Raw genomic sequence first — 16152 nt, forward strand, 5'->3', positions numbered from 1 at the left:
CGGTGAAATCTCCCTCCACTGTGCCGCCCGCGAAGGCGGACCCTGAAAGGCGGTGGGCAAGATGTCACTTCCCCTGGTGGTGGGCGTCGACGGATCGGACTCGTGTCTGCTCGCCGTCGACTGGGCCGTGGACGAGGCCGCGCGCCACGGCGCCCCGCTCAGGCTGGTGTACGCCTCCCTGTGGGAGCGCTATGAGGCCGGCCTTCCCTCGGTCGGGCCGGGGCGCCCTTCTGAACAGGTGCTGGCCGAGCACATCGTGGCCTCGGCGGCCGATCGTGCCGAACGGCGCAACCCGGACGTGAAGGTCACCACCGACATCGTCCCCGAGGACGCGGTGGACGCCCTCGTCCGCGAGGGCCTGGACGCCTTCACCCTGGTGACGGGTTCACGGGGCCGGGGCGAGGTCAAGGGACTGCTCCTCGGGTCGGTCGGTCTCGCCGTGTCCGCTCGGGCGCACTGCCCGGTGGTCGTCGTCCGGGGCGATCCGGCGGGGCTCGCGGGCACGCACGAGCGGATCCTGCTGGGCATCGGCGACGTCGACGACATGAGCACCGAGGCCGTGCGGTACGCCTTCCGGGAGGCCGAGCTGCGCGGCTGCGTCCTCGACGTAGTGCATGCCTGGCGCCGGCCCGCCTTCGACAGGAACGGCAACCGGACGCGCACGGGAGAGCCGGCGGGCACGTACGAGGAACGCGCCGCCGCCGTCGTCGAAGCCCGGATCGGGGCCGCGAGCGCCGCTCATCCGCAGGTCCGCACGCGCCCGGCGACGCCGGAGGGACCGGCCGCCAGGGTCCTCGTGGACCGGTCGGCCGCCGCCGACCTGGTGATCGTCGGGGCGCGGCGCCGGACGCGCACCGTCGGATTCCAGCTCGGCCGCGTGAGCCACGCCCTCCTGCACCGTGCCCGGTGCCCGGTCGCGGTCGTGCCCGAACGGCGGTGAACGGTCTCCGCCGGGGCTGGACGGCCCGCGGCATGGAGATTACGGGTGCGGGATATGGCGGGCGCAGACACCGAGAGAGAGGTGGGACGCATGGACAAGGAGGTTTCCGGGCGCCGGGTGGTGGTCGGCGTCGACGGGTCGCGGTCCTCCTACGAGGCCCTGCGCTGGGCCGTCCGCTACGCCGGTCTGGTGGGCGCGTCCGTGGACGCGGTCGCGGTGTGGGAGCTGCCGGGCCTGTACGGCTGGTCGGGTCCCGCGGTGGACATGGACGTCGACGAGGACGAGGCCCGGCAGAAGATGAGCCGGGAACTGACCGATGTGCTCGGCGACGACGCCGCCGGCTCGGTGCGGACCCACCTGGTGCACGGCAACGCCACCGACGTCCTGCTGAGAGCGGCCGAGGGGGCCGAGGCCCTCGTCGTCGGCAGCCGGGGCAGGGGCGGCTTCGCGCGTGCCCTGCTCGGTTCGGTCAGCCAGCATGTGTCGCAGCACGCAGACTGCCCGGTCGTCATCGTGCGCTGCCGGGAACGGTGACGCGGGGCCGGTCCCGCCCGGCTCACTGGAAGGCCGCGTGGATCTCCTGCTCGGTCGCCTCGTGCGACACGAGCAGCAGCTCGTCGCCGGGCAGCAGCCGCACCTCGGGACCCGGGACAGTGGGCTGCCCGCCCCGTACGACGGTGGCCACCACGGTGCCGGCGGGCAGCGCGATCTCCGTAGTCCCGGCGCCCGCCGCCGGACCGCCGTCGTGGAGCGCGGTCGTGCCCTGCCGTGCCCGTTCAGGGCTCATCCGGGTCTCCGGCCTGCCGGGGCGGTCCCGGAGGCTCCTGCAGGACGCTCCAGGCCACCGGCCCCAGCAGGTCGGTGAACCGCCGGAACAGGTCGAGGAACAGATCGTCGATCGTCAGCACCCCCACCACCCGGCCCGTGTCCAGGACCGGAAGCCGGCGGACCCCGGTGCGGCGGAACGTGCGATGGGCGGCCTCCAGGCTCTCGACGGCCTCGACGGTGACGACGCGGGCCGACATCACCGCGTCCACCCGCGTCCCGGCGTCCAGGCCACCGCCCATGCCGCGAACGGCGAGGTCGCGGTCGGTGACGATGCCGTGCAGGGCCCCGTCCACGACCACCAGCACGGACCCGACGGCGCTCTCGGCCATCAGCCGGGCCACCTCGGCCAGGGTGGCGTCCGGCGTCACGCACACCGGAGGAGCCGTCATCACCTCGGAGACCTTCATGGCTCCTCCTCGCTGTTGCGTTCCGCGAGGCCGGACTCAGCGGACGTCGAGCAGTTCGGCGACCGGCCGCCGCGGGCTCGCGGGGCCTTCGGGGCCGTGGCCGAGCCGGATGACCATCTGCACGTGCCCCATCGCGGAGAGGGGGTCGCGGACGGCCCACCTGATCTCGGGCCACTCCAGGGGCTGCGAGGTGACCGAGGCGACCAGCCCGTCCACGGTGGCCCGGAGCAGGACCCGCTCCAGTGCCTGACCGGCCGTCAGCCAGTCCGCGGGCCGGTCGTGGGCGGTGCCCAGCAGGGCGATGTTCGGCCTCCGCTCGAAGAGCGCCCAGCCGCGTCCGGGCAGCGGACGGCCGACGGCGAAGTCACGCACGGGGACCGAGGAGCGGCGCTGCCGAGGACCGAAGGCCTCGGCGGTGATGCCGTCGACGGCCCCGGCGCCGCCGGAAGGGCCGGTGTGCGCCCAGTGCGCCGTCTCCTCGCGCACGTCCGGCGCTTGCGCCTCCCTGCCCTCGGCGTCGCTCGCCAGCTCCAGGATCGACTGCACGTGCCACTCGCCGGGGAACAGCAGTTGTGCGCCCTCGGCGAGCGCGGCGTCCCGCAGCGTCTCCCGCACCGTGGTGGGAAGCGTCTCCTCGCGGAAGGGGAACCGGCTGGAGTGACGGCGGTGGACCGCGGGGCTCAGCCGGGCGAGCTCCCCGTCGGGGGCTCCCGTGCCGCACAGCCGGAGCTCGGCGAGGAACTCCGGGCAGGCCGGTTCGGGCAGCAGCCGCACGAGCGGCGCGAGCCCGGCTGCCGCGGCGGCCACGCGCAGGTTGAACAGGGCGGCGCCGCACCCCACGTGCAGGCCGCGGTTGTCGGGGTCGGTGCGCGGCAGCGCCCGCTCCAGGTCCGCGTACAGCCGCAGCACACCGGTGTCCCGCAGATAGCGGAAGGCCCACGGCTGGGCGTTGTGCAGCGACGGCGCGGCCGCGGCGTCGGCGACGAGTGCGGCGACGGTGTCCACGTCGGGAGGTTGTGCGGTCACGGCGGCTCTCCTTCGTGCCGGTCTGCCGGTTCACTCGCGGGTCGGTACGGCGATGACAGGGCAGCGGGCGTGGTGCAGCACGCCCTGGCTGACCGAGCCCAGCAGCATCCCGGCGAAGCCTCCGCGGCCCCGGGTCCCCACCACCAGGCCCAGCGCATGCGCCGAGGCGTCGGTGAGCACCTGGACCGGATGCCCGACGAGCACTTCGTGGTGCAGGTCCACCTCGGGATAGCGGGCCTGGCGTCCTGCCACGGCCTCGGAGAGGAGCCGGCGGGCCTCCCGCTGCGGCTCGCTCTCGTCAAAGATCCTCAGCGGGCCGGGCTCCCAGACGAGCAGGGCCCGCAGCCGGGCGCCGCGCAGGGCCGCCTCCTCGAACGCCACGTCGACAGCGGCTGCGGAGTGCGGGCTGCCGTCCACACCGACGACGAAGTACGCCGGCTCCTCGGTGACGTGTTCCGGCTCGGGCACGACCACCAGCGGACAGTGCGTACGGGCCATGACCGGCAGGGCCACGGACGAGGAGCCGAACACCTCCTGCTTCCGGCTCAGATGACGCGATCCCAGCACGACGGCGGCGGCGCCGCGGCTCTGCTCGCGCAGCACCCACACCGGGTCGCCCTCCGCGAGCAGCGCGTCGACCTGGAGCTGCGGGTGCCGGGCCGTGGCAAAGTCCACCGCCTGCCCCAGCACCTGCCGGCCGGCCTTGTGCAGAGCCTCGTTCCACTCCTCCCAAGAGGGCGGGACCTCCTGCCCCCGGTAGCCCCGGGTGGGCACGCCCTCCACGTGGACGGTCCGCAGCGGCAGGTGTCTGCGGGCGGCCTCGTCGGCCGCCCAGGCCAGTGCCATCCGGTGGACGGGATCGGGGTCTACGCCCACCACGATCGGCCGGCGGTCACCGTGCCCGGACATCGCCCTCGCCTCCTCAGCCGCGGTGGCGCGCGGGAATGCCGCCGCCAGTTCCATGGAAGGCCGCGCCGGCTCCGGCCTGCCAGGGGCCAATGGTCCCCACGCACGTCCTGCCGGCCCTCCGCCGGCGCCCGGCGGGTCAGTGCCCGGGGACCGAGAAGGCGGCGGAACCACGGTGGGCCGGGTCCGGCGGCGCGGCGCGGCGCTCCGGTCCCCGGCGGGCCTCGATGTCGGCCCGTACGGAGGCCGTCAGACGGCCGAGCGCCTGCGATCGCACCGGCCGGACCGGCTCGGGATCCTCGATCCGGCGCGCCGGGCCGGGCAGCCCGGCCAGATCCTCGCGGAACCGCTCACGCGCGGCCCGCCAGTCGTCGGGCGCACCCGTGCGCCGCCCGTCCCGCATGCTCGTGAGCAGCAGCGGGCACGCGCGGTCCGGCGCCACCTCGGCCGCCAGCGCGATGACGTCCGGCCGCCCGGGCCGGCGGAAGACCTGCTTGCGGCCCGGCGCCGTGACCTTCGCCGAGGACAGCTTCATCACGGGCCGGCCGTCGTACTCGACGAGCTTGTACGCGGCGTCCAGGTACGGGGCGTCCGCCGCGACGCCCACCTTCGTGCCGACGGCGTACACGTCGATGGGGGCTCCGGCGCGCACGAGCCGGTCCACCCCGTACTCGTCGAGTCCGCCGCTGGCCACGATCCGTACCTCGGGCAGCCCGGCCGCGTCGAGCAGGGCGCGCGCCCGGCGCGAGAGCGCGTCGAGGTCCCCGCTGTCCAGCCGGATCGCGCAGCCGGGGCCACGCCGCAGATCGGTCAGGACCCGGGCCGCGATCCGGACACCCTGTTCCGTGTCGTAGGTGTCGACGAGGAAGGTGACCGGGCCGGGGTGGCAGCGCGCGAACGCGCGGAACGCCTCCTCCTCGCCGGGGAACGCCTCGATGTAGGAGTGCGCCATGGTGCCCGACGCCGGAACGCCCAGGGAGGTGGCGGCGGCGACGTTGCTGGTGCCGGCGAAGCCCACCAGGGCGCCCAGCCGGGCGGCCTGCAGCCCCGCCCACGGACCGTGCGTGCGGCGCAGCGAGAAGTCCACGACCGCCCTGCCCGCCGCGGCCAGGACGCAGCGTGCCGCCTTGGACGCCACCGCCGTCTGGTGGCAGAGCTGGTTCAGCAAGTACGTCTCGACGAGCTGGGCCTGCGGGAGCGGCGCGGTCACCTCCAGCAGGGGCTCGCCGGCGAGGACCACACGGCCCTCCGGGACCGCGCGCACTTCGCCCTCGAAGCGGAGCCCGAGGAGCGGTTCGAGGTCCCGGACAGGCCGGTGCAGGGCGTCCGCGAACCGCTCGACGTCGTCCCGCTCCACGCGCGAGCCGGCCAGGAAGTCCAGGGCGGACTCCAGACCCGCGGTCACGAGGAAGCCCCGGCCGGGCGGGAGGTCACGGACGAACAGGCTGAAGGTGGCCGGCGCCCGCATGTCCTCCCGGAGGTAGGACATGGCCATGGTCACCTCGTAGAGGTCGGTGGTGGTGACGTCGGACATGATGATCGCCGCCGGATGTCGGGGGTCTGCTGATCCCAGTCTCGTCGCGGCCGTGCGGCAGGAAAGGGACCTCAGGGCCGCGCACATGGGCTCTTCGGCCCCAGCGAAGGGGGTTCCGCCGCGCTGAACTGGTTGTGTCCGCGGAGAGGACCGAGCCGGGAGGTACGGCGATGACCACACTCGCACGCAGACAGAGGTTCGCGTTCCCGGAGATGTCGGACTGGTTCGAGACCCTGCCGGCCCGCTTCAGCATGCCCACGATGAGTGAGCTGTACACGGTGCGGATCGAGGACTACACGGAGGACGACCGTTACGTGATGCGGGCGGAGCTCCCGGGCATGGCGCCCGAGGACATCGACGTCTTCATCGCCGACGGCGTGCTGACGGTCCAGGCCGAACGCACCGAGAGGGACGTCACGAAGAACCGCAGCGAGATCCGGTACGGCGCGATGAGCCGCAGCGTGTCGCTGCCGGCCGGTGCCGACGAGGACGACGTCAAGGCCGAGTACACCGACGGCATGCTCACCGTCAGCGTGGGCCTGGGCGCCGAGAAGGCGGAGGCGAAGCACGTGAAGATCCGGCACGGCGACTGACGCCGTCCGGTGACGTCCGGCGGGCCCTGTCCGGGGCCCGCCGGCGGTGTGCGCACGCGAGCGTCATCGGCCGGCGCGGCCGGCGGCCCAGCGGCGCCGTACCGCCTCCTCGTGCTCCGCCGCCTCCAATGCCAGCTCCACGGCGCCCAGTTCGGCCTGCAGCCGCGGGATCCAGTGTCTGCGCAGGGCACGGACCCGCCGGCGCGTCCGTTCGGCCTCGGCGGCCAGCAGGTCGGCTGCCGCCTGGTGCGCGGCGAGTTCCGCCGCGGCGCGGACCGCGGCCCGGTAGGCCGTCTCGGCGTGGGCGAGCGCCGTGTTGGAGGGGGTCGGCTCCGCCGTGGAGCGCACGGGCGCCGCGCACTCCACCGCTGCCGGGTGGCGAACGCCCATCAGCGCGGCCCAACGGATGTCGACACGGACCCGGTCGACGGGCGCCGCTCGGGCCAGCGCGCGTTCGCCGCCGAGCAGCACCCCGCGCAGCAGCCAGGTGTCCGCGTCGGCCAGCGCCTCGTCCCACGCCCGGTGCGCCTCCTCGGCAGCCCGGCGTGCCGTGTGCTCGCGGTCCAGCAGGAGCCGGAGTTTGCGGTCGAGCAGGTCCGCCCCGCGCAGCGCCGTGGCGAGACCCCGGCGCAGCCGCAGGCGCCCGGCCCGCCCGGTCGCGGCGCGGCTCGCCCGCGGGCTCACCGCCGTTCCTCCCGCCGAGGCCGAGCGTGGGCGTCGAGCAGGTCGGCCGGGAGCATGCCGAGCTGGCTGCGCGGCAGGGTCAGCAACACCTCCCAGGCCCGGTCCAGGGAATCGTCCAGCGACCGGTCCTCGTCGGCGCCCTGCGCGAGGAAGCGGTCCCGGAAGGCGTCCTGGAGGTCCAGGTGGCGCAGATCGGTCGCACTGAGCGCGGCGCGGCCGATCAGGTCGGCGAGTTCCGCGACCTGCCGGGACCGGGCCAGCGCCGCGGTCAGCTGCGCCGCGACGGCCGGATGGTCGGCACGGGTGCGTCCCGCCCCGGTCCCCTTGCGCATCAGACGCGACAGCGAGGCCAGCGGATCGACGGGCGGATACGCGCCGGCCGCCTGGACGTCGGCGGACAGCACGATCTGGCCCTCGGTTATGTAGCCGGTCAGGTCGGGGACGGGGTGGGTGATGTCACCGGCGGGCATGGTGAGCACCGGCAGGACGGTGACCGAGCCCGGCCGGCCCCGGATCCTGCCGCAGCGTTCGTAGAGCGAGGCCAGGTCGCTGTAGAGGTAGCCGGGATAGGCACGCCGCGCCGGTATCTCACCGCGCGCGGCGGACACCTCGCGCAGCGCCTCCGAGTAGGCCGTCATGTCCGTCATCACCACCAGAACGTGGCGGCCGGCCGCGAACGCCAGGTGTTCGGCGACGGTCAGGGCGAGCCGCGGGGTCAGCAGCCGCTCGATCACGGGGTCGTCGGCGGTGTTGAGGAACAGGACGAGTTCCCGTGCCGCGGAACGCGCGGCCAGCCCGGCACGGACGAACGCCGTGTCGGCGTGGGTGAGCCCCATCCCCGCGAACACGACGGCGAACGGCTCACCCCCGCAGGTCGCCTGGGCCGCGATCTGCACGGCCAGTTCCAGGTGCGGCAGCCCCGCGGCCGAGAACACCGGCAGCTTCTGTCCGCGCACCAGCGTCGTCAGCACGTCCACCGCGCCCACCCCGGTGAGTACCGGCTCGTTCGGGGGCTCCCGGCGTACCGGGTTGATCGGCGCGCCGCCGACCGCCTCGTACGATCCGCCCAGCACCGGCGGCCCGCCGTCGGCCGGTTCCCCGCGCCCGTTGCAGACCCGCCCCAGCCACCCGGCGCCGACCGGGATCCGCATCGGCGACCCCGAGAAGGCGACGCGGGTGCCGGTGCGGTTCATGCCGGCCGTGTCCTCCAGGACCTGCACCACCGCGAGGTCGCGGTCCACCTCGAGGACCAGCCCGTGCCGCCGTTCACCGGTGCCGAGCACGATCGTGGCGGACTCGTCCCAGCCGACCCCGCTCACCCCTTCGACGACCACGAGCGGGCCGCGCAGCTCGCGCACGCCCGTGTACTCGATCCCCGCCGGGCCGCTCACACCGTCTCCCCGAGCCGGGCCAGCACGGTGTCGCGGGCAGCCGTCACCGGCTCCGTCTCCGCCGGGCCCGCCGCCTCGCGCGCCCGCAGCAGCGGGCCGAAGTCGGCCGCCTCGACGACCTCGGCCCGGGTACCGGCGTCCACCTCCTCCAGGCAGCGGTCGATCACGGTCAGCACGGCGTCCACCAGGGCCGCCGTCTTCGCCGGGGAGCTGAAGGCGTCCGCCGGGGACAGCGCGTTCTGCTGGATCGCCGCCTCGCGCAGCAGCCGTCCGGCCAGCACGGTGATCCGTTCCCGGGGCGGCAGAGCGGTGACGCCGACCAGTTCGACCAGGCCGGCCAGCCGGTCCGCCTCCGCAAGCTGCCGCGCCACGCGCCCGCGCCGCTCGCTCCACTCGGGGTCGCCTGCGCGCGCGTGCGCGTCCGACAGCGCGGCGGCGTCCCGGGAGAACGACTGCGACCAGGACACCGCCGGATAGTGCCGTGCGTAGGCGAGGTCGCGGTCCAGGCTCCACAGGCACCGCACGAACCGTTCGGTGTGCGCGGTGACGGGCTCGGTGCGGTCGCCGCCCGGTGGGGACACGGCGCCGATCACCGTGACGGACCCGGTGCCGCCGCCCAGCGTGCGAACGGCGGCCGCCCGCTCGTAGAACGCCGCCAGCCGTGAGGCGAGCGACGCCGGGTAGCCCTCCTCGGCGGGCAGCTCGCCCATGCGGGAGGCGAACTCGCGCAGCGCCTCCGCCCACCGGGACGTCGAGTCGGCGATGAGGACGACGTCGAGACCCATGTCGCGGAAGTACTCCGCGACGGTCGCGCCCGTGTGCACGCTCGCCTCGCGCGCCATCATCGGCATGTTCGAGGTGTTCGCGATCGTCACGGTGCGCTCCGCCAGCCGGCCGCCGGTGCGTGGATCGGCCAGCTCCGCCAGCTCCTCGATGACGTCCGCCATCTCGTTCCCGCGCTCGCCGCAGCCGACGTAGACGATCACGTCCGCGTCGCACCACTTGGCGATCTGCTGCAGCAGCATCGTCTTGCCGGTGCCGAACCCGCCGGGGACGGCGACCGTGCTGCCGCGGGCCACGGGGAACAGCAGGTCCACGGCACGCTGCCCGGTGTTCAGGGGCGCGTCCGCCGGCAGGCGCCGCGCGACCGGCCGCGGCCTGCGCACCGGCCACGACTGCGCCATGCGTACTTCGACCCCGCCCACCACGGCGAGCGGCACGTCCGCGGCGTACGTGCCGGCCGACGCGATCCGTGTCACCTCGCCCGACAGGCCCGGGGGTACCAGCAGCCGCAGCGGGACACGTGCGCCGATGTCTCCGAGGACGGCGCCGGGCGCGGCCCGTTCCCCCTGTGCCAGCCGGGGCGTGAACGACCACGCGGCCGTCTCAGCGGTGCCCGACCCGCTCGTGGACAGACGGTCGCCCGCGCCCGCCAGGGGGCGCAGCAGGCCGTCGAACACGCCACCGAGCAGCTCCGGGCCCAACCGCACCGTCAGGGGCCGCCCCTGGGGCCGCGCGGGGTGTCCGGGCGCCAGCCCGCCGGTGTACTCGTACGCCTGGACGGAGGCGGTGTCCCCCTGGATCGCGACGACCTCGCCCGGCAGCCCGAGGCTGCCCAGCAGGACGAGATCGTGCATGGCGACCGTGGGAGGGCAGGCGATCTCCACGAGCGAGCCGGCCACACGTAGGACGCTCGGGCCGGCCGCCCGAGCACCGCCCGCCGCGAGTGCGGGGGCGATCGCACCGGACCGCTCCGGCTCCTGGCCGTCGGCGATCGCCGTCACGGCGGGCCCCACAGCGTCTCGACCCGGGCCCCCAGCCGGTCCAGGGCGCGGTCGGCGAGGGCGTCGGCCGACAGATCGACCCGGCGGCCGGGCGCTTCGGCCGTCACCCCGCCCTGCGCTGCGGCCGTGACCTCCGCCCCCCGCCCCAGTGCCGCTCGCGCCACGTCGGCCAGGTGCGACCGTGCCACGGCGCCCTCCCGGGCCAGCGCCCGCCGCACGCCCTCCCGTACCTCGGCCCTGAGCGCCGCGTAGACCTCGGCGCGAACGGCGAGTTCCGTCTCCCAGGCCCGCTGCGCGGCCCGCACCCGCTCCCGCTCGGCCTGTCCGGCGCCGTCGGCCTGGCCGAGTCCGCGGGCCCGCGCCAGCACGGACCCGGCGTCAGCCCGTGCCGCGAGCAGGGTGCCGGCCGCGTCGGCGCGGGCCCGGTCCAAGACGGCGTCGGCAGCGGCTCGCGCCGCGCGCAGCAGCTCGGCCCGGACACGTTCCAGCTCGTCGGCCGGCGCGGTCATGAGGGCATCACCACCGTCAACGGCCGGTCCGGGTCCGGCGCCGTCGCCGCGTCCCCCAGCACCTCGGCGGCCTCGGCCGTGAGGATCACCAGACCGACCGTGCCGGGCAACGCCCGCCAGGCCACGCGCACGGCCTCCGGGTCCTCCGCCACGAGGACGTCGACCCCGGCCAGCGCCAGACCGCACACCCTGGTCCGGGCGCCGATGGCGGCCACCGTAGCCACCGTCAGGCCTTGCCGATCAGCAGGATCGCGACGACCAGCCCGTACACGGCGATGCCCTCCGCCAGGCCGACGATCACCATCGCCCGGCCGAACATCTCCGGTCGTTCGCTCAGCGCGGCCAGCGCGGCGGCGCCCGTGTACGCGACGGCTATCGCCGCCCCGATCGACGCGCCTGCCACCGCGATGGCCGCGCCGATCAGGGCGGACCCGTTGACCCCGCCGGACGCGGCGGCCCGCGCCGAGGCCTGCGCGGGGCCCGTCAGCGCCGTGGTGAGGACGACCAGGGCGCCGCCCAGCAGAGCGAGGTTCGCGGCCAGCAGCCAGCGGAAGGCGTGCCTGGCCCGGCGCCGCCGCAGCAACCGGACGGCACCGAGCACCGCTACCAGGACCGGCAGGACGATCAGCCAGGTGAGCATGGGAGCACCTTCGCAGCGGGGTCGGCAGGTTCCGCCGGGGGAACGTGCCAGGGACGGAACGGACGGCCCTCCCTCTCGAAGAGGCGGGAGAAGAGCTCGTAGAACTCCAGCCGCAGGGCCTGCACACCGGCCACCAGGGCCTCCAGGGCGAAGGAGACGGCCGTGCCCACGACGAACAGCAGGACGGCGCCCGCGAGCCCGGCCGCGCCGCGCCCCGCCAGCGCCGTGGTGCCGCGCCACACCAGGGCGGCGAGCGCGGCATGGGTGAGGCCGAAGGCCGCGAGCCGGGCGAACGACAGGGTGTTCGTGCCGGTACGCACGACGACGTCGAACAGCCGCACCACCGTCTCGGCCACCCCCGCGCCGCCGCCCCCGGTGGCCCGGAACATGCCGAACGCCACCAGCGCCAGCCCGGCCACCGCGCAGGCGGCCCCGGCCACCGTCCAGGCCAGGTGGTGCAGGAGCAGACCCGCCGCGGCCTGGGCGAGCCCGAGGTAGAACAGCAGCCCCGCACACCCCGTGGCGGCGTAGAGGCCCTGGGCCCAGCCGTTCTCCCGCACGCGGTTCACCGCGCCCGCGGCGTGGGCGAGCACCAGCAGACCGGCCCCGAGGACCACAGCGGCGGCCAGCAGACGGGCGGGCTCCTCCAACGGGCTCAGCCACAGCACCGGCAGCAGCCCGGTCGGCCCGAAGAACTCGCCGTACGCGGCGCCCGCGAGCATGGCCGCGACTCCCGCACCCGCCAGGAACGGCCACAGCCGGGTGAGACGCGCCAGGGCACGGGGCCGCCCGAGACGCAGGGCGAGAGCGCCGAGCACCAGCAGCGCGCCGTGTCCCACGTCACCGAACATGATCCCGAACATGACGACGTAGGCCAGACCGGCCGGCCACGAAGGGTCGAGGTCCGCGTAGGCCGGTGTGCCGTACGTCGACACCAGCGGCGTGAAGGAGGCGGCCCGGCCCGAGCGCAGCAGCGTCGGCGGATCCGTGCCCCGCGGCACCGGCAGCGGCAACAGCGCGCCGCCCGCCGCGGCCAGCCGGTCCGCGACAAGCGGCACCTGCGCGGCCGGACACCACCCGGCCAGCGCCGCCACCTCGCCCTGCCGTACGGCGCCCTGCGCGCGCTCCTCCAGCTGGGCCTCACCGGCCAGCAGGGCGAAGCGGCGCCCACGGTCGAGCCGGTCGAGATCGGGCGCCGTGACGGCCAGGGCCGCCGGAGCGCCGCTCCGGGACCCGGACGGCGTTCCCTGTCCGCGCAGCCGCTGCAGCCGCACGGCCGCCTCGCCCGGCGCCGCCTCCTCGACGCGGTCCAGTTCCACGCAGCCCTGCTCCGCGATCCGCACCAGCGCCTCCCTCAGGCCGGACTGCGGTACGACCACCGCCACGCGGCGCATCCGGACCGGTGTCACCGCCTCAGACCAGGGCATCGAACGCCTCTCCCGGCCGTCCGCCGCGCGCCGCCGACTCCAGCGCGGCCCGTACCCGCCAGGCGTCCGCGGACAGCGACGCGACCGCGCCGACGACGACCGCTGGCCCGTACCGGCCCTGACGGAGCATCGCCGCGCCCTCGGCCTGTACCGTCCGCCACCAGCGGGCCTCGGCCCGCCACAGCTCACCGGGCTCGTCTACATCCGTTAGGACCCACCGGGCGGTCGAGGGCAGGCTCTCGCGGAACTCCGGGTAGGACGGAGCGGCCGGCGCCCGTGCCCCGAGCAGTCGTGCCGCGTCCCTACGCACGGACCGCGTGGGGGAGCGGCGGTGCACGAAGAGTTCTCGCGCGGTCAGCAGGACCGCGCGTCCCTGCGCCCAGCGGCGCGCGGGCGGGACGGACACGGCGACCCGCCGCGCCGCGGCCATGCGCATGCCGGTGACCAGGGCCCACGGAGTGTCGTCGCCAGGGTCGCCCCAGGGCGATGCGGCGAGCGCCGCTCTCAGCTCCGCGAGCGTCCCGGCACGCTCCAGGCTCCGCCAGGCCGTCTCAAGGGCGCCGAGCCGGTACGGCTCCACCGCCTCGGCGCGCCCGCCCTCCGGCGCCGGCAGCCGGGCCACCACATTGGCGATCTCGAATCCCGAGGCGAGCGGAACCAGCAGGCGGGCGCCGCCGCGCGGCAGCCACCCGGCCAGCACCCGCAGCTGCCACAGAAGGGCCGCGGCCACCGCCCGCTGGGCGCCGGCAAGGCCGACGGCGGCCCGCGTGTACCGCGCGTACGGCGTCGTCGCGAGGCGCCGCAGGGCGTCGTCGAGCGTCGGACCCCGCGCCATCTCACGCGCCCCCTCGGCGCCCGGACACCTCGCGGCGAAGGCCCGCGCCCGCACCGCCCCCGCGACCCACCCGGCGCTCACGGATCCGCCGCCGTCCCGCTCGCCGGCCGCATGGCGTCGGCCACGGCGAGTTCCACCAGACGCGGCATGCGCTCCCGTGCCCGCTCGCGGATCGCCGAGGCCCTGCGGTCGCCGGCCGCGCGCAGCGCGTCGGCCTCCCGGCGGGCTTCCCGCAGGAGAGGCTCCGCGGCCTGCCGGCGAACCTCCGGTGCGCGCTCCCGCGCGTCCGCCAGGAGACGTTCCGCTTCCTCGGAGGCCTCCTGCCGGAGGGCCCGCGCCCTCTGCTCCGCGGCGGCACGGATCCGTGCCGCCTCCCGCTGAACGTCGGTCAGCCGGTCGAGGGCCGGTTGGAGTTCCGCCGCCCGCTCCGCGGCACGGTCGGCGGGCACGCCGGTCGCCGACGCCCCCGGCGTCCCCGCCGGACGGAACCGCTCCAGGAAGTCCCGCAGACTCATCGGCAGCCTCCTGCGGTCGGTGCCCCTTCAGTTTCACCGTTCCCGGTCCGCACCGCACCGGATAGGGTCCTTGCGCCGTTCCACCAGGGCCGTTCGGCTCTTGGCGCGGACCGCGGGCACGGCAGACTGGGACGGTAGGCGACTCGACGGAGTCAGGAGGCCGCCGTGAACGCGCACGAGAACTTCCGCGCGCAGGCCGACGCCCGGCAGGGTGCGCCCGCACGTCCCTGGAGCCCGGGGGAGACGGCTCGGCAGGACATGCTGCTCCGCTACCTCGGTGCGGTCGCCTCGGCCGCCGCCAGGCACTCCGGCAGGACGGCCGAGCAGTCGGACACCGGGGAGCGGGCCCCGTCGGCCGCGACTCCCGCGCGGCGGCCGGACCTCCCGCAGGAGCCCGGCACGCCCCTGGTGCGGGACGTCATGGACGTGCCCGCGACGTCCGTCGGCGAGGACCTGCCGTATCGCGACATCGCCCGGTTGCTGGCCCGCGAGCAGGTGGGCGCGCTCCCGGTCGTGGACGCGGAGGACCACGTCGTCGGCGTCGTCTCGGAGTCCGACCTGCTGGCCAAGGTCGCGTTCGAGGCTTCCGGCCACCGGCCCGGGCACATCGGCAGGCTGCGCGAACGCCGGATGCACGGCAAGGCCCGGGGCGAGACGGCCGCCGACCTGATGACAAGCCCCGCGATCACCGTGCTGCCGGGCACGACGGTGGCCGAGTCCGCCTGGCTCGCCGCGCTGTCCCGGCTGAAGCGGATGCCCGTCACCGATCGCGACGGCCGGCTCGTCGGCGTGGTGCGCCGTGACGCGTTGCTGGAGGCGCTGATCAGGGACGACGCCGGTATTCGAGCGGAGGTCCAGGCCACGCTCGAAGCGTGCTGCCCACCGGCCGACCGCGAGGGGGTGGCGGTGACCGTGCACGACGGGATCGTGGAACTGACGGGCCGGCTGACGCCGGCGACGATGGCCCGGCTGGTCGCGGAGGTCGAGGGGATCGCCGACGTCGTCGAGGTGAAGAACCTGCTCACCGCCGACTGAGCGAAGGTCCCGTCACGGATCTCCGGCCGCGGAGGGACGGTCGGGCCCCGGTGGGGCCGTGTGGCCCCTGATCCTTCCGGCGCCATGACGTCAGGCTGGTGTCGGAACCCTCGCCGTGGGAGGTGGAGACGATGCCCCGCACCGTCACCGTTGGTGTCGACGACTCGCCCGAGAGCCGGGCCGCAGCGGAGTGGGCGGCGCGAGAAGCGCTGCTGCGCGGTCTGCCCCTCAAGATCATGTACATCTCGGAGCCGACTCCACGGCTCGTGGCCCGGACGCCGCTGCTGGATCCCGACACCTACCGGCAGTGGGCTGAGCAAGTGACAAGGGAGTCCGCGGAGGGCGTCCGGCTTCGCCACCCGGGCATCGAGGTGATCACCGAGCGGCTGACCGGGTCCCCGGCCGACGTGCTGTGCGAGGCGGCGGGCTTCGCCGAGCTGCTGGTCCTCGGCTCACGGGGCCTCGGCGGTCTGGAGGGGTTCATGGTGGGCTCCGTCAGCCTCGGCGTGGTCGCCCGCGCCGAGCGGCCGGTGGTGCTGGTGCGGGCGGGGGAGCAGGCCGCCGACGAGCACCGGATGGACCCGGCGGGCGTTCCGTCCGCCGCCGCACCCTTCCGCCCAGTGGTTCTCGGGCTCGACCTCGACCAGGCGGACGACACCCTGATGGAGTTCGCCTTCGACGCCGCCGCCCGGCGCAAGGCCGCACTGCGGGTCGTCCACGCCTGGCCGGAACCGCCGGCCTCCTTCTACCGTTTCGCCCGCAGCCCCGAACCTCACGACTCGCTCGAACGCGGTCAGGCCGCCCTTCTGAGCAAGGTGCTGCAGCCCTGGCGGCAGAAGTTCCCCGACGTCGAGGTGATCGAGGCGAGCCGGTGCGGCAGCGCCGCGCAGGTCCTCGTCAACGCCTCCCGTGACGCCTCCCTGGCGGTCGTGGGCCGGCGCATCCGCACCAAGCCGTTCGGCGCCCGCATCGGCCACGTCGCCCATTCCGCCCTGCACCACATCGCCGCTCCGGTCGCGGTCGTCGCACACAGCTGACCTGGTCCTCCGCCGGGACCGGGGTGCCTGAGCACCGGGAATGCGCTGCCGGGGAGTGTTG

Annotated in this window: 19 protein-coding genes; 5 read left to right on the top strand and 14 right to left on the bottom strand. The window is 75.4% G+C overall.

Features of this window, described 5'->3' with window-relative positions; translation table 11 throughout:
* Window positions 1-61 precede the first annotated feature (61 nt).
* Together TNCT1_RS17305 and TNCT1_RS17310 are read left to right on the top strand one after the other, a co-directional pair.
* Window positions 62-940, top strand: coding sequence for a universal stress protein (locus TNCT1_RS17305; RefSeq protein WP_143632921.1), 879 nt, complete (start codon window positions 62-64; stop codon window positions 938-940).
* A gap of 90 nt (window positions 941-1030) precedes the next feature.
* A complete protein-coding gene (locus TNCT1_RS17310; protein WP_143632923.1) occupies window positions 1031-1474 on the top strand; it encodes a universal stress protein in 444 nt (147 codons plus the stop codon).
* A gap of 22 nt (window positions 1475-1496) precedes the next feature.
* On the opposite strand, the gene TNCT1_RS17315 is transcribed toward TNCT1_RS17310, so the two are convergent.
* From TNCT1_RS17315 to TNCT1_RS17335, 5 genes are all read right to left on the bottom strand, one after another.
* Entirely contained in the window at window positions 1497-1727 is a 231-nt protein-coding gene (locus tag TNCT1_RS17315) for a TrkA C-terminal domain-containing protein (protein ID WP_235902655.1), read from the bottom strand.
* Window positions 1717-2175: a CBS domain-containing protein gene (locus TNCT1_RS17320; RefSeq protein WP_143632925.1), complete on the bottom strand. Its 459-nt coding sequence runs from the start codon at window positions 2173-2175 to the stop codon at window positions 1717-1719. The genes TNCT1_RS17315 and TNCT1_RS17320 overlap by 11 nt, the downstream gene beginning before the upstream one ends.
* 36 nt (window positions 2176-2211) lie before the next feature.
* A complete protein-coding gene (locus TNCT1_RS17325) occupies window positions 2212-3201 on the bottom strand; it encodes a nitroreductase (protein ID WP_143632927.1) in 990 nt (329 codons plus the stop codon).
* A 30-nt stretch (window positions 3202-3231) separates the two neighbouring features.
* Window positions 3232-4110 carry a universal stress protein gene (locus tag TNCT1_RS17330; RefSeq protein ID WP_143632930.1) on the bottom strand — a complete coding sequence of 293 codons (879 nt, stop codon included), beginning with the start codon at window positions 4108-4110 and terminating at the stop codon, window positions 3232-3234.
* Window positions 4111-4246: 136 nt separating this feature from the next.
* Window positions 4247-5641: a nicotinate phosphoribosyltransferase gene (locus TNCT1_RS17335; protein ID WP_143632932.1), complete on the bottom strand. Its 1395-nt coding sequence runs from the start codon at window positions 5639-5641 to the stop codon at window positions 4247-4249.
* Between the two features lie 170 nt (window positions 5642-5811).
* Between TNCT1_RS17335 and TNCT1_RS17340 the strand changes: the two genes are divergently transcribed.
* Window positions 5812-6234, top strand: a complete 423-nt coding sequence (locus TNCT1_RS17340; RefSeq protein WP_143632934.1) for an Hsp20/alpha crystallin family protein — start codon at window positions 5812-5814, stop codon at window positions 6232-6234.
* Window positions 6235-6297: 63 nt separating this feature from the next.
* Here TNCT1_RS17340 and TNCT1_RS17345 read toward each other — a convergent pair whose 3' ends face one another.
* The 9 genes from TNCT1_RS17345 to TNCT1_RS17385 all read right to left on the bottom strand — a co-directional run bounded on the left by TNCT1_RS17345 (window position 6298) and on the right by TNCT1_RS17385 (window position 14019).
* Window positions 6298-6918: a V-type ATP synthase subunit D gene (locus TNCT1_RS17345; RefSeq protein WP_235902657.1), complete on the bottom strand. Its 621-nt coding sequence runs from the start codon at window positions 6916-6918 to the stop codon at window positions 6298-6300.
* Window positions 6915-8309, bottom strand: a complete 1395-nt coding sequence (locus TNCT1_RS17350; protein ID WP_143632936.1) for a V-type ATP synthase subunit B — start codon at window positions 8307-8309, stop codon at window positions 6915-6917. The genes TNCT1_RS17345 and TNCT1_RS17350 overlap by 4 nt, the downstream gene beginning before the upstream one ends.
* Window positions 8306-10093, bottom strand: a complete 1788-nt coding sequence (locus TNCT1_RS17355; RefSeq protein ID WP_143632938.1) for a V-type ATP synthase subunit A — start codon at window positions 10091-10093, stop codon at window positions 8306-8308. Before TNCT1_RS17355 ends, TNCT1_RS17350 begins: the two co-directional genes overlap by 4 nt.
* Window positions 10090-10602: a hypothetical protein gene (locus TNCT1_RS17360; protein WP_143632940.1), complete on the bottom strand. Its 513-nt coding sequence runs from the start codon at window positions 10600-10602 to the stop codon at window positions 10090-10092. The genes TNCT1_RS17355 and TNCT1_RS17360 overlap by 4 nt, the downstream gene beginning before the upstream one ends.
* Window positions 10599-10817: a V-type ATP synthase subunit F gene (locus TNCT1_RS17365; RefSeq protein ID WP_235902659.1), complete on the bottom strand. Its 219-nt coding sequence runs from the start codon at window positions 10815-10817 to the stop codon at window positions 10599-10601. Before TNCT1_RS17365 ends, TNCT1_RS17360 begins: the two co-directional genes overlap by 4 nt.
* An 11-nt stretch (window positions 10818-10828) precedes the next feature.
* Window positions 10829-11242, bottom strand: coding sequence for an ATP synthase subunit C (locus TNCT1_RS17370; protein WP_143632942.1), 414 nt, complete (start codon window positions 11240-11242; stop codon window positions 10829-10831).
* The gene (locus tag TNCT1_RS17375) at window positions 11227-12669 is read right to left on the bottom strand and encodes a V-type ATPase 116kDa subunit family protein (protein WP_235902661.1); all 1443 of its coding nucleotides are present in this window, start codon (window positions 12667-12669) and stop codon (window positions 11227-11229) included. Before TNCT1_RS17375 ends, TNCT1_RS17370 begins: the two co-directional genes overlap by 16 nt.
* On the bottom strand, window positions 12656-13504 hold the full coding sequence (locus TNCT1_RS17380; protein ID WP_235902663.1) for a hypothetical protein: 849 nt from the start codon (window positions 13502-13504) through the stop codon (window positions 12656-12658). Before TNCT1_RS17380 ends, TNCT1_RS17375 begins: the two co-directional genes overlap by 14 nt.
* Before the next feature lie 77 nt (window positions 13505-13581).
* Window positions 13582-14019: a hypothetical protein gene (locus TNCT1_RS17385; RefSeq protein ID WP_235902665.1), complete on the bottom strand. Its 438-nt coding sequence runs from the start codon at window positions 14017-14019 to the stop codon at window positions 13582-13584.
* A 165-nt stretch (window positions 14020-14184) separates the two neighbouring features.
* Here TNCT1_RS17385 and TNCT1_RS17390 point away from each other — a divergent pair, with 165 nt between their 5' ends.
* Both TNCT1_RS17390 and TNCT1_RS17395 read left to right on the top strand, forming a co-directional pair.
* Window positions 14185-15054, top strand: coding sequence for a CBS domain-containing protein (locus TNCT1_RS17390; RefSeq protein WP_143632946.1), 870 nt, complete (start codon window positions 14185-14187; stop codon window positions 15052-15054).
* 131 nt (window positions 15055-15185) lie between these two features.
* The gene (locus TNCT1_RS17395; protein WP_143632948.1) at window positions 15186-16091 is read left to right on the top strand and encodes a universal stress protein; all 906 of its coding nucleotides are present in this window, start codon (window positions 15186-15188) and stop codon (window positions 16089-16091) included.
* Window positions 16092-16152: the final 61 nt, after the last annotated feature.

Origin of the sequence: Streptomyces sp. 1-11 (genome assembly GCF_007176755.1) — a bacterium.
GTDB lineage: Bacteria > Actinomycetota > Actinomycetes > Streptomycetales > Streptomycetaceae > Streptomyces.